A 13,254-nucleotide genomic window follows, 5' to 3' on the forward strand; every position below is an offset into this window, starting at 1 on the left:
TTATCCCCTTCTATTTCCAAAGCCTTGTCATAACATTCAATGGATTCATCAAAACGGTCGAGCCTGCTTAAATTGTCTCCTTTTTTGTTTAAGAGATAAACATCATTAGGATCAATCTTTAAAGCGGCATTGTAGCACAAGACAGACTTGTCATATTTGCCTGTATCAAATAAAATGTCTGCCCTTTGGGTAATCATCTCTTTTTGGTCGATTTTTTCCCCTTTCCATTTATTTATGTCCAGTTTTTCAAAATAGATCACTTGGAATAAATCATCATCAGAGATTCCGTCAGGATACATTTTTTTAAATTCCCTAACCATTTCCTTGGAATCTTCGTATCCTTCCTCTTGAGCTAGCTTATCATTGTTTTTTATTTCTTTAAATGGGAGTGTTTTAACATCAGTAACTTGAGCTTCGAAGATTTTCTTTTTTTCTTTAGAAGCTAAATTCCAATAACAATGAAGCCTATCTCCAACTTTTAAAGGTGTTTTCCATAACTTCCTTACAGTCATAGCTTTTTTATTTGTGATTATATTTATGTTCTGACTTCCAAAGGACATGATTGGCATTTTATCACCATTTTTTGGAGACTTTTAATAAAAAATAGTCTTTAAGAATATTAAGCAAATTTAATTTAATTAACTTAATACATATTATTATCTTTATTGAAAAATTAATAAACTTATCTATTTATTTTTTTTAATTTCAAGTTTATTAAATAACTATTTAAATGCTTTTTTGACCAAATTCTGCAGTTTTTACATTTATTTTTTGATTAGGATATGCTTCTTTAATCCTTTTAGCGATATCTTCCATGTCATGAGGGTTTGGCTCTTCTGCCTCTGCCAATGATTCATCTAAAACGCATCTGTTTCTAAATTGCTGAATGGTGTATAAATCACATTCCACTTCATCCACTATTGTAAAAAGGTCTTCTTCTGTGAGCAATTTAGGGCAATAAGTGGTTCTGCATTCTAAAGTGATATCCTCATAGCTATTTACAATTTCCATGGATTCCTTTACCTTTTGCCCAATATCTGCATTGATGACTTCATTGTATTTATCGAATGGTGCCTTAACATCCATAGCCACATAATCCACTAATCCTAAATCAAGTATTTTTTGAAGTCTATCTGGGTAAACTCCGCTTGTATCCAATTTGGTTTTAAGGCCGATTTCCCTAACATATTTGAAGATTTCAATAACATCTTCATATTGGACTAAAGGTTCTCCACCTGAGACAACAACAGCATCCATAAACATTGCAGAATCATCAATTTTTTCATATATCTCTTCCAAGCTGATTTCAGTTCCCTCTTCCAAAATTTCACTATTACTGCAATAAGGACACCTAAGAGGGCATTTTGCTAAAAATATTACAAAAGACATATTTTTAGGATATTCAATTGATGATGTTACTGTAACGCTGTATTCCATTTTATCAAACCTTTAATCTTATTTTAGTTTTTTTAATTTCAGTAAGTATTATTTATTCATTTATCTTTTTAATCTTCGTTTAAAATTTCTCGCATGACATTTAAGAATTTTTTATCTTCTTCCAATGTACAAATGCTTATTCTAAAGTAATATTCATCCAATCCTTTAAATGAAGTGCAGTCTCTTACAATCATTCCTCTTTTCATGAATTCTCTTGTAATCTCTGCAGCTGTGTAACCTGTATTGTGAATGTCAATTAACATGAAATTTGAATATGATTTATAGACTTTAACTGATTTCATTTTAGATATCTCATCATATAAGAAGTCTCTGCTTTCTATTCCATCCTTAATGGATTTTTCAATGTATTCAGTGTCTTTTATTGTAGTGAGAGCAGCTATGTATGAAAGTTTTGTAAGTGAGAAGACAGGTTTGATTCTGTGCATGAATTCAATTATCTCCTTGCTTGAAATACCATAGCCTATTCTCATTCCTGCAAGTCCCATTACCTTAGACATTGTTCTAAGAATGAAAATATTGTCATACTCATCTAAAAGGTTTACATTAGTGGTTTCTGAGTATTCAAAGTATGCTTCATCTATTACAACCACTGCATCACACAGTCCGCCTTTGGATTTATTGGTTTTATCTAGAATCGCTCTTAATTCCTCTTGTGAAATCAGTGCTCCAGTTGGGTTATTTGGTGTGCATAAAAATAGCATTTTTGTTTTTTCGTTTATTGCATTGAGTACAGAATCCAAATCAAGAGTATTTGTTTCCAAATTCCATTTTGCATAATTTGGAATGGCGCCATATGGCTTGAATAAGAATTCATAATACATGTAAGAAGGTAAAGGGACTATAAATTCGTCACCAGGTTCAATGAAGGTTTTTGCTAAAGTATCAATAAGTTCATCTGCACCATCCCCTCCAACGATTATCTGTTCTGGCTTTACATTGGAGTATCTTGCAAATTCCTTTTTAAGTTCTTCCAAATCAGATTCAGGGTATCTGTTAATGTTTGTAAGTTCTTTTTCAATAGCTTCCTTTACTTTTGGAGATGGTCCCCATGGATTTTCATTAGATCCCAATTTGATGATATCTTCTTTTTTAACTCCAAATTCCTGTGCGATTTCCTCTTTTGATCTTCCAGGAACATAAGGGTCTAATTCCTCTACTTCTTTACGTACTTTCATTATTTTACCTTCTAAATATAATTTTTAATCTTTTATAGCCAGTATTTAATTAGCATTATGATAAGATGATTTTGAATTTCAATAATCTATAAAAAAAGTTATGAATAGATGAATTTATTCATCGTATTCATTTGCAAGTTCAACATAGTGTGATGCATTCCAAATAATATGGTCTCTTTGTTCTTGTGTAGTTTCCTTAATAAGCTTTCCAGGAACACCTAATATTAAACTGTTTTCCGGAAATACCTTATTTTCGCTAACCACTGCTCCAGCACCTACAATTGAGTTCTTTCCAATTTTAGCGCCATTTAAAACAGTAGCGTTCATTCCTATAAGAACATTGTCATCAATTTCACATCCATGAACTACAGCACCATGTCCGATAGAGACATTGTCTCCAATTCTAAGAGTCAAGTTTGCTGAAGTGTGAAGAACACAGTTGTCCTGCACATTGGAGTTTTTACCAATTCTTATAGGTCCTACATCTCCCCGAATAACTGCGCCATGCCAAATGGAACAGTTTTCACCAATTTCAACATCACCGATTACTTGTGCACCAGGGAATATTTTTACGGGTTCATTGAGTTTCATAATATACTCCTCTTTTAGTTTTTTTATTAATTAGATAAATTAATAAATTTAAATTGCATTAATTTTTTATTAAATTTTTAATAATTAGAAAAATTAATTATAAATTCTAATTAAGTTATTATTTTCTAATTAATTAATATAAATTTTAGTTAAATTTTTTATTCTTCTTTATTATCTTCTGCTTCTTCTAGAGAGATTTGCCCAGTTTCTTTTTTGTTCTGGTAAATGTGTTCTTGTTTTACCAAGACTCTCATGTCAGACTCTAGGTCTTCATATAATAAAACACCTGAACCAATTGTAGCTCTGACTCCTATTTTAACTCCAGGGCTTAAACTTGAGTTGATACCTGTTTTTACAGAGTCCCCTACAATTGCACCTAATTTACGTCTTCCAGTGTCTGTCTTTTTATTTTTAATTGTGGTTTTCACAGTCTTATTGTCAAAACGTAAGTTAGCAATGTTTGTTCCAGCTGCAATATTACAATTGGAACCTAAAATGGAGTCACCTACATAACTTAAATGGCTTACATTGGTGTTTTCCATAATGATAGAGTTTTTAATCTCCACTGCATTACCTATGTGGACATTATCCCCAAAGTATGAATTTCCTCTAATGTATGAGTTTGGTCCAATGTCACAGTTTTTACCAATGTAAACAGGACCTTTAATGTAAACTCCAGAACGAAGAAGGCTTCCTTCATCTAAAAATACTTCCCCATGGATAGTTACTCCTTCTTCAACAGTTCCTTTGATTTCTCCTTCAATATTGTTGAGCAATTCTTCGTTGATTTCAATCAATTCCCATGGTTTTCCAATGTCCATCCATTCTTTTGTGGTTTTATGTCCTTTAACCACTTTCCCATCAGCTATCTGGAGGGATAATGAATCTGTGATTTCATATTCTCCTCTTGGGGAAACTTCAGTTTTAGCAATTTTATCAAAAATGTCCTTATTGAAAATATAGATTCCAGTGTTTATCAAATTACTTGGAGCTTCCTCTTTTTTAGGCTTTTCAACAATATTTATGATGTTGTCCCCATCCAATTCAACAACACCGAATGCGCTTGGATCTTCAACTTCTGTAAGTACCATTAATGTGTCTGGCTTGGATTTTTCATAATCTTCAATGATTTCAGTAAGGATATCCACATCTAATATGATGTCTCCATTAAGAGTGATTAAACTGTCTTCAATGAAGTCTTTTCCGTATCCTATTGCATCTGCAGTTCCTTCCAATTTGCTTTGTGTAGCATAACTGATATTCACTCCAAGATGGGAACCATCCTTAAAGTAATTTCTAACGATCTCCTCTTTATATCCTACAATAAGGAGAATATCTTTCACACCGCAGTCTCGCAGTGCCTCTATATTATATTGAATAATAGGTTTTCCAGCAACAGGCAACATTGTTTTAGGCTTTGTGAGAGTCAAAGGTCTCATTCTTGTTCCTTCGCCTGCACTTAAAATTATAGCTTTCACCTAATTCCTCCTATTCTGCTATTTCATTATTTTTTTAATTTTTAATAGTTCTGTTTAAAATTTTCCATTTTTGTTAAAAAATATTTTTTGCTTACCTTTTTAATATTTTTTAATCAAAATTAGATACCTTATTTTTATATTACTTTTTATTCATTTAAATAATTATTTAAATTCTTTTAATTTTTATATAATTTATTATAAGTTTTTATAAAATTTATGTTCGCTAACTTCAGAACCATATTAATTAAAAAAGTTTTTTATATAAGTTTGTACATATTAAAATTATAGTTAATTAACTAATTATTTGATTAATTAAATTATAAAAAGGTGATTATATGGTAAAATATGTATGTATGCATTGTGAATACACTTGGGACTCTGAAACTGGAGATGAAACTTACAAAGTACCAGCAGGACCTATCGAAGACTTCCCTGATGACTGGGTATGCCCTCAATGTGCTGCAGGTATTGAAGGAATTATTACTGAAGATGAATAAATTTTCGTATAATTCTACAAACTTTTAAAAGTTTGATCAAAACTTTTTCTTTTTTATTTTTTAACTATTTTTTCTTATTATTATATTATTTCATTATTATAGCTATTTTTTACAAGATTTTATTTTTTAAAAAATTTAATTTATGATAATCTCATTCGTAATCATTAAAACTAATTATTTTTTCATAAAAAAAATTTAGAGAATAATTAAATATTCTCTTTAATAATCTTAATGCAAGTGTCTTTGATTTGTTCAGCTTTCTCTTCTGTTTTTGCCTCTAAAGTTATTCTAACATAATCTTCAGTTCCAGAAGGTCTAACTAGAACCCAACTTCCATCATTGAAACTTAATCTGATTCCATCAATTGTATTGATGTCCTTTATGTCATCAAATGCACCTTTCAAAAGGTCTTCCATGTTTTCCATGACTTTGAATTTCTCTTCTTTGGAACAGATTACCTTTTCTCTCATATGAGGGTATTGATGGAATTTTTCAAGAAGTTCAGATAATTTTCCTTCTTTGGAAACGATTTCAGCCATTCTAAGACCAGATAAAATTCCATCTGGACACATGCAGAAGTCTGGATGCAACCAGGTACCTGATGGTTCTCCACCAAAGTTCGCATCTTCTTCAATCATCACTTCAGCAACGTTTACGTCACCTACTTTGGTTCTTAGAACTTTTCCTCCAACTTCTTCCATTGCTTCATCCATACATAATCCTGCATCGACAGTGGTTACAACAGTTCCGCCGAATTTCTTTGAAACAAGTGCCAAAAGTTTATCGAACTCAGAAACTCTTCCTTTTTCATCAACAGTAATCATTCTATCTGCATCACCATCGTGAGCAATTCCCAAGTCTGATCCGGTTGCAACAACAGCTTTCATCAAGCTTGAAAGGTTTGCTTCATTTGGTTCAGGGTTTCTGCCTGGGAAGAATCCATCAACTTGTGAATTTAATGTAATGACTTCACATCCTGCCTTTCTGAATATAAGTGGGGAAAGCTCTGATCCTGCGCCGCATGCACAGTCAATTACAACTTTAAGCCCAGGCTTAATGTCTACAATGTCCAACAAGTCATCGATGTACTGCTTTTTGATTTCATCGTTATGGCTTATGGTACCTATTTTATCCCATTCCACTTTGCCGAAGTCTTCATTATAATAAATCTCTTCGATTTTTTCTTCCTGTTCTGGAGTGTAAGCCATTCCATTTTTATTCCAAAGCTTAATTCCATTGTATTGTGATGGATTGTGAGAAGCAGTAAGCATAATTCCTGCATCTCCGTCAAGTTTTAAAGTTGCATATCCTACAAGAGGTGTTGGCACCATACCTATTTTAACAACATCCACACCATGTTCAATGAGTCCAGCAGTAATTGCCTGTTCCAACATTCTATTTGTGGTTCTAGTATCGTAACCAATAACAACTTTTCCAGTATTGTTTAAGTATTTAGCAAGTGATTTACCTATTTTCAATGCTAATTCTGAGTTAATTTCTGAACCGATTTTTCCTCTGATTCCAGAAGTTCCAAATAGTTTTTTATTTGTCATGATTTAACTCCTTTTTTGAATAAAATTGTGAAAGATAATATTGATTAGTTTTTATTAATTTAAGCTCCAAATTTATGTGCATAACCCATTAAGTCAGTAATGATGTTCATTACATCTGCACCTCTGATTCTGCACATTCCACCTTTAGCCACTGCAAATTCATTGTATTCCTTTACATCATCCACTCTTACTTCAGGACCATTGATTAAGATAGGAACTGGATCTCCTGAATGGTTTTTAACTGAAATAGGAGTTGAATGGTCTGCAGTTAAGAAGATATAGCAATCTTCCAATTTAAGGAGTTCGCTCATTACAACTTCATCAACTTTTTCAATGAATTTCAATTTTTCCTCTGCATTACCGTCGTGGCCTGCTTCATCTGCACCATCAATATTTATTAGGAAGAAGTCATGCTCACTATTGTTTACTTGGTCGATAATTGTGTCTCTAATGTTTTCAAGGTTTGTATCAGTTCCACCAGTAACGCCTTCCATTTCGATGATATCCATTCCTGCAAAGCGACCAATACCCATAATCAAACCGGTTTCTGCAATGCATGCGGAATTTACTTCATATTTGTCATTGATTGATTCCACTTCAGGCACTTCACCAGCACCACGAGGAATGATTATGTTTGCAGGAGCTTCACCTTCTTCTATTCTTTTAATATTTACTGGATGGTCTTTAGTCATTTCATAAGATTTAACTACTAATTTGTTTAATATGTCTGCAGTTCTTTCTGCTTCTGGACTTCCATCAAGAGCTTTAACTACTTTAGGTTTGTTTCCTTCCACTTTAGGATCTGCATCGCTTACTTTGCCAGATAATCCTTCGCCTCTAAGCACTAAAACTGCTCTGTGTCCGGTTGATTCCTTAAAGATGATTTCAATGTCTTCATATCCTTCAATTTTCATGGTGTTTAAGGTTGCTATGATTTCATCGGTTCCATCTCTAATTCTTCCTGCACGTCTATCTGTAATGATTCCATCTTCATCGGATGTTGAAAAATTGCATCTGAATGCAATGTCTCCAGGAATAACATCTACACCAACTCCAACTGCTTCAAATGGGCCTCTTCCAGTGTATACTTCATAAGGGTTGTAACCTAAAATGGATAAGTGTGCTGTATCACTTCCTGGAATGATTCCAGGTGCAATTGAATCCATCAATCCAGTTATTCCCCTTTCTGCCATTTTGTCCATATTTGGAGTTTTAGCTGCTTGTAGTGTAGTTTGATTGTTAAGCTCTTTTAAAGGACGGCCTGCCATCCCATCCATAACCAATATTAATCCTTTCATATTTTCACCATCACAATAAATTGAAATAGAAATAAAGTTATTTATTTAATTTTTAATTTTTTATTAAAATTCTAATTTTTATTAAAATTTCTATTTTCGATTTGAATAAATATCTGAATATTTAAAAAGTAATATTAATTCAATTAATATTTACTATTAATAAAATATATGAATTTATATGCTTATAAAATTTGTTTTTATTTTAGTGGATATTTTTTTAAAAAACTTGAAAAAGTAGTTGAAATTTTATTTGTATTAAGTAAAATTGAGAAAAATCTTAAAATATTAAACATTACTTTAGAAAATATTTTTTAAAATAAAAATTAAAAAAAAGTTTTGAAAAAAAGAGTTAAATGTTAAAAAAATGAAAAATTAAAGTTTTTACATTACAGAAACGATACCAATTATTGCTCCACATATGGTAGCAAGCAAGTTGACATGTTCATTGTTTATGTAATGTCTTCTTTCAAGAACTGCTCCAAGGATACTGTCAATAAAGCAACCTAAAGTTCCGGAAATTACTGAAATCTTTATAGCTATTAAAGGATCTGGAAGGATTCCCAATAAGAATGAAGCAATTCCAATTATTCCTGCACCTACAATTGCTGCGGAAGTTCCTAAAATTGATATTGCACCATCAGTTCCAGCAGGCACTTTCTTGAAAGTGGTTATTAAACGAGGCTCTTGAAGAACTCCTATTTCACTAGCCAATGTATCTGCTGTAGCTGTAGCAATTGCCCCAATGAAACCTCCTGCCAAAGGAAGATAATAGCTTCCAAATGCTGCCATTAAAAAAGCAACCAATCCATTTGAGATTACATTTTTTGCAGTTCTTGTCTTTTCATATTGTCCGATTTCCTCTTTGTATGGTTTTGAAAAGCGTGTAGCGAATATGCTCAAACCAAAGAACAATACGATTAAAATGAACCAACGCACTCCTGCTGAAAAGATGATTGTAATTCCCATAAAAATCATTATAAGGGAACCTAATAAGTCTAAGCTTTTTCGTTTATAGCTTATTCCACCTAAAATAAACAGAAGTATGACATATCCCCAATTTATTACAAAAGCTTCATGCATAGAATCACTTTTATTAAGTATTAGTAAATTTTTAATTGTCTAAATTAGTATTTAACAATATTATTAATCCTAATTATTATTAGTCTTAATAATTATTCTCTAATTATTATTTAGTCTCTAATTATTATTTAGTCTCTAATTCTTATTAAATGTTATTTTTTATTTATTACTTTTACAAACTTATTTAAATAGTTTACTAATTGTTTTAATTAATTGTATACAAAAAAGAAATTTATTTTATAAAAATATGGAGTTAAAAGTAATAGTGTCGAAATTAATAGAATTAAAAATAGTATATGATTAAAAAAATTTGATAAAAAATTTAAAGAATAAAAATAGTAAAAAAAGAAAAGAAATAAAATATTAGAAAATTTATTCTAATACTTTACTTTTGATGATTTCCACTCTTTTAAGAGGATAGATTTTTTTAGCTTTGTGGTAAATTTCAGAAGCTAATCTACCGTTTACAGAGTTTTCTACAAGTTCATCAAAGGTTTTTTCTGAAGCTACTTTAGTAACTAACTCGTTAATGGTTTCTCTCATGTATTTTTGTTGGGAAGATTTAGCTCTTCTGGTAGTTACAGCTAATACATGGAGTTTTAATTTACGTTCATCTTGGGTAGTTACGATAACAGGAGCATCGATTCTACTGGTTCCTCTTCTGATCATACTTCTTACGTAATCAGTAGTGGTTTTGTGTCCAGTGAATTTAGTGTTTGCAATGTTTCCGTTAACATCATTTACTTCAAATTGTAATTTGATGTATTGTTTGGAGAAGTCACCGGTTAATTCTCTCATGGTTACTTCTACAGTTCTTCCGTATACAAGTTCAGGGTCTCTTGCAGGGGTGGTACCGATTTCTTTGTCTCCGAATGCTACAGGAGTTTTAATGGTGTACCAAGATTTTTCTTTCCAAGTGTCACGTACTCTACGTCTTTGTTTCTTTGCCATTTATATCATTCCTCTCTATATTTTTGACGTAATTATTATTTAGAATAATTGTATTTTGTTTTTATTTAAGATAAAACATAGCTATGGCTAAACTAAATATAATATAAAATAGGATAGAAATCTAGCTATGATATAAGTTTTTTTAAATCCAATGCTTATTGATCTTATGATGAATAATCATTAGATGAAATAAAAAATATAATATTAAAATCACAGGTTAATGGGCTAATGTCACTTTAGATATCTGAAGTGGCCTTATATCAAAAATAGATACAAAAATAGTTATAAAATTTGATTATAAGCTAAATAATTTTTATAATCTATAATTTACCTGCTCTGGAATCAATCCATTTAAATTAAAATAATATCATAAAAGTTTTAAATAAGTTTAAAACCCGCCCATAAAGGTTATTGTTAGTTATGATTTTTATAGTATATAAATATTTTTGATATTATAATTTTTATCTGATAATTATTTTAGTATATTTAGCAGTACATTTAGTTAATTTTTTAAGCTATATTTAACATATCTCTATTATACTCTAAAATATTTTTAGATATATCTTTAAGATATTTTTAAATGTCTTTATATATTTTTGAAAATATTTCAATATTCCAATATGTTTCCAGTATATTTCTAGAAAATGTTTAAAATTTTCTTATTTTTTCTGGTTTGCTACTAAAACATTTAAATAATATAAAAAATATAACAATTGTTATAAAACTTTTAATGCTTTAGGAATTTGTTTTATTAAAAAAATGAAAGGAGGTAAAAATAATGTGTGAGATCTTTGGATTTAGTTCATCAAAGGAAGAAGAACTTAATGATTATCTTAAAGAGTTCTATAGTCATTGTGAAGAGCATCCTCACGGTTGGGGATTAGCTATTTTAGATTCAGATAAATTCAGCGTATTCAAAGAGCCTGTTAAAGCTCGAAGCAGTGTAATGCTAGGAAATATCCTATTGAATCCTATCGTTTCTAAAAATGCTTTAGCACACATTCGTTTAGGCACTATTGGTGTGAAGGACTTTTATAATTGCCATCCTTTCGTTAAAAAAGATAATGCTGGTAGAAGATGGACTCTTATTCATAATGGCACTGTTTTTGACTGTCCTGATTTATGTAAGTACAGCACTGAGGAAGAGGGGGAAACAGATTCTGAAAGAATTCTTCTAGCTATTGTTGATTTAATAAACAAATTTGAAGCTTTTAAAGGTGAGCCTTTAAGCTTAAAGGAGAGATTTGATGTAGTTTCTGACTTAATAAGCTTCATGGCTTTATCAAATAAGTTAAATCTGATTATCTATGATGGAGAACAGATGTATGTTCACACAAATTATAGAAATTCATTATGCTATTTGAAAACTGAAAATAGCATTTTCTTTTCAACTCAAGCTTTGGATTCAAATGAGTGGAATGAAGTGCCGTTAAATACTGTGCTCTCCTTTTCAAATGGTGAATTGCTATTTGAAGCAAAACCTCATTCATTTGAATATGTTGAAACTGAAGAGCAGCTTATGTTCATTGAAAAATTTGCAAGCACTTTAAATAGTGATGTTGAAGAGGAAAATGTGTGGTAATCCCTCTTATGGTTTTTAAAGTTATGTATGTTTTAGAAGATATTTTTGAGATTTATTAGAATTCATTAGAAATTTATTAAATATTTATTAGAAAATTTAGAAAAGAAATTTAGAAGTTTAGAAATATGGAAATAAAGTCCTTTTTTAAAGGATAATTTAAATTGGAATTGGAGTTGATTAAATGGCAGATGATACAATTACAGATGAGAGGATAAAGGAAAAGATCTGTCAAATGTTTTTGGAATCTACTAAAAAATCTAAAAAAGAGTATATTGGGATTGAGATTGAGATTCCAATAATCAACCTTAATAAGGAAGCGGTGGATTTTGACATTGTTCATCTTGTAACTGAATCATTTAAGAATCATTTTAATTCATTTGAAGTTGAAGGCATAGATTATGATGGCAATGTCTATGCTTTAAGAAATCGTGAAAACGATGATATTGTATGTTATGACTGCTCCTATAACAATATTGAATTTGCAATGGGCAAGGAAGAGGACTTATTCACTATCAATGAAAGATTTGAGAAGTATTACAGTTTCATTAAGGAAGAGTTCGAAAGGCATAATCATACCTTAAGCGGTATGGGGATAAATCCTTATAGAAAATACAATAATGAAATTCCAATTCCAAATGAAAGATACCTGATGCTTTATAATCATTTGAAGTCAACTGAAAATTATTCCGATTCCTTGATGTATTTCCATGATTACCCTGGATATGGCATGTTTTCAAGTGCTTCTCAAGTCCAATTGGATGTTCCATATGATGATTTGATTGAAAACATAAATGTGTTTTCTAAATTGGAGCCAATCAAAGCATTGATTTTTTCCAATTCAGTCCTTTTGGAGGATAATGAGGATTACGTTTGCTTTAGGGATAACCTCTGGGAGTATAGCACTCATGGAATCAATCCTCATAATATTGGAATGTATGATATTGAATTTAACAATATTAAAGAATTGGTTTCATATCTTGAATCCTTAAACATTTACTGTGTAATGCGTGATGGAATTTACATTAATTTCCCTTCCATGCCTTTAAAGGACTATTTCAATAGCGATTCCATTGTAGGGGAATGCTATTGCAAAGGATCTTATAGGGGCATTGAGTTTAAACCTTCTTTAGATGATATTGAATATTTGAGGGCATTTAAATTTATTAATTTAACATTCAGAGGAACTATTGAATATAGAAGTGTTTGCACTCAACCTATCAAGGATTCAATGGCTGTTGCAGCTTTTCATGTAGGCTTAAAACATAAAACAAAGGAACTTGAAAGGCTATTTTTTTACGCCCCTATATTTCACGATTGTTATAACAGTACAGAACTTAGAAAATTATTAATAAAAACCGAAATTCCAAGTTCAATTGATCAAGATTCCTTGTATAATCTTGCAAGGGATGTTTTAGATTTGGCAAAAGAGGGTTTGAAAGAAAGAAATCTTGGTGAGGAAATATTTTTAGAACCATTATACAGAAATGTGGATGAAAGAACAAATCCCGGAAAAAGGATGTTGGATTCATTGAAAGAAGGAATAAGTTTGGAAAAAATCATTAAAGATTACGGTGATTTATGATATTAAGGT

Annotated in this window: 12 protein-coding genes; 3 read left to right on the plus strand and 9 right to left on the minus strand. The window is 30.8% G+C overall.

All coding sequences use genetic code 11. The features are described 5' to 3' along the window. The 5 genes from QZU90_RS06480 to glmU form a co-directional block, all read right to left on the minus strand. Positions 1-569: tetratricopeptide repeat protein (locus QZU90_RS06480; RefSeq protein WP_296856264.1), on the minus strand; the 569-nt coding region annotated here is incomplete at its 3' end. A 157-nt stretch (positions 570-726) separates the two neighbouring features. Then, positions 727-1,437 (minus strand): anaerobic ribonucleoside-triphosphate reductase activating protein, encoded by a 711-nt coding sequence (locus QZU90_RS06485; RefSeq protein ID WP_296856266.1) that lies wholly within the window; start codon positions 1,435-1,437, stop codon positions 727-729. Positions 1,438-1,505: 68 nt separating this feature from the next. Beyond that, positions 1,506-2,633 (minus strand): histidinol-phosphate transaminase, encoded by a 1,128-nt coding sequence (hisC, locus tag QZU90_RS06490; RefSeq protein WP_296856268.1) that lies wholly within the window; start codon positions 2,631-2,633, stop codon positions 1,506-1,508. A gap of 114 nt (positions 2,634-2,747) precedes the next feature. Next, positions 2,748-3,224 (minus strand): gamma carbonic anhydrase family protein, encoded by a 477-nt coding sequence (locus QZU90_RS06495; RefSeq protein ID WP_296856270.1) that lies wholly within the window; start codon positions 3,222-3,224, stop codon positions 2,748-2,750. 158 nt (positions 3,225-3,382) lie between these two features. Continuing rightward, entirely contained in the window at positions 3,383-4,702 is a 1,320-nt protein-coding gene (glmU, locus tag QZU90_RS06500; RefSeq protein WP_296856272.1) for a bifunctional sugar-1-phosphate nucleotidylyltransferase/acetyltransferase, read from the minus strand. A 335-nt stretch (positions 4,703-5,037) separates the two neighbouring features. Between glmU and QZU90_RS06505 the strand changes: the two genes are divergently transcribed. Next, positions 5,038-5,199 carry a rubredoxin gene (locus QZU90_RS06505; protein WP_074798578.1) on the plus strand — a complete coding sequence of 54 codons (162 nt, stop codon included), beginning with the start codon at positions 5,038-5,040 and terminating at the stop codon, positions 5,197-5,199. 206 nt (positions 5,200-5,405) lie between these two features. Here QZU90_RS06505 and glmM read toward each other — a convergent pair whose 3' ends face one another. The 4 genes from glmM to QZU90_RS06525 all read right to left on the minus strand — a co-directional run bounded on the left by glmM (position 5,406) and on the right by QZU90_RS06525 (position 10,081). Next, positions 5,406-6,752 carry a phosphoglucosamine mutase gene (gene glmM / locus QZU90_RS06510; protein ID WP_295605666.1) on the minus strand — a complete coding sequence of 449 codons (1,347 nt, stop codon included), beginning with the start codon at positions 6,750-6,752 and terminating at the stop codon, positions 5,406-5,408. Positions 6,753-6,811: 59 nt separating this feature from the next. Further along, positions 6,812-8,050, minus strand: a complete 1,239-nt coding sequence (locus QZU90_RS06515) for a 2,3-bisphosphoglycerate-independent phosphoglycerate mutase (RefSeq protein ID WP_295605668.1) — start codon at positions 8,048-8,050, stop codon at positions 6,812-6,814. A gap of 381 nt (positions 8,051-8,431) precedes the next feature. Next, on the minus strand, positions 8,432-9,130 hold the full coding sequence (locus tag QZU90_RS06520) for a TIGR00297 family protein (protein WP_295605670.1): 699 nt from the start codon (positions 9,128-9,130) through the stop codon (positions 8,432-8,434). A 372-nt stretch (positions 9,131-9,502) separates the two neighbouring features. Then, entirely contained in the window at positions 9,503-10,081 is a 579-nt protein-coding gene (locus tag QZU90_RS06525; RefSeq protein ID WP_295605672.1) for a 30S ribosomal protein S3ae, read from the minus strand. Positions 10,082-10,859: 778 nt separating this feature from the next. Between QZU90_RS06525 and QZU90_RS06530 the strand changes: the two genes are divergently transcribed. Together QZU90_RS06530 and QZU90_RS06535 are read left to right on the plus strand one after the other, a co-directional pair. After that, positions 10,860-11,663 carry a class II glutamine amidotransferase gene (locus QZU90_RS06530; RefSeq protein WP_295605674.1) on the plus strand — a complete coding sequence of 268 codons (804 nt, stop codon included), beginning with the start codon at positions 10,860-10,862 and terminating at the stop codon, positions 11,661-11,663. A 181-nt stretch (positions 11,664-11,844) separates the two neighbouring features. Beyond that, positions 11,845-13,245, plus strand: a complete 1,401-nt coding sequence (locus tag QZU90_RS06535) for a hypothetical protein (RefSeq protein ID WP_295605676.1) — start codon at positions 11,845-11,847, stop codon at positions 13,243-13,245. The last annotated feature ends 9 nt before the right edge of the window (positions 13,246-13,254 follow it).

Source organism: uncultured Methanobrevibacter sp., assembly GCF_902784195.1.
Classification (GTDB): domain Archaea; phylum Methanobacteriota; class Methanobacteria; order Methanobacteriales; family Methanobacteriaceae; genus Methanobrevibacter.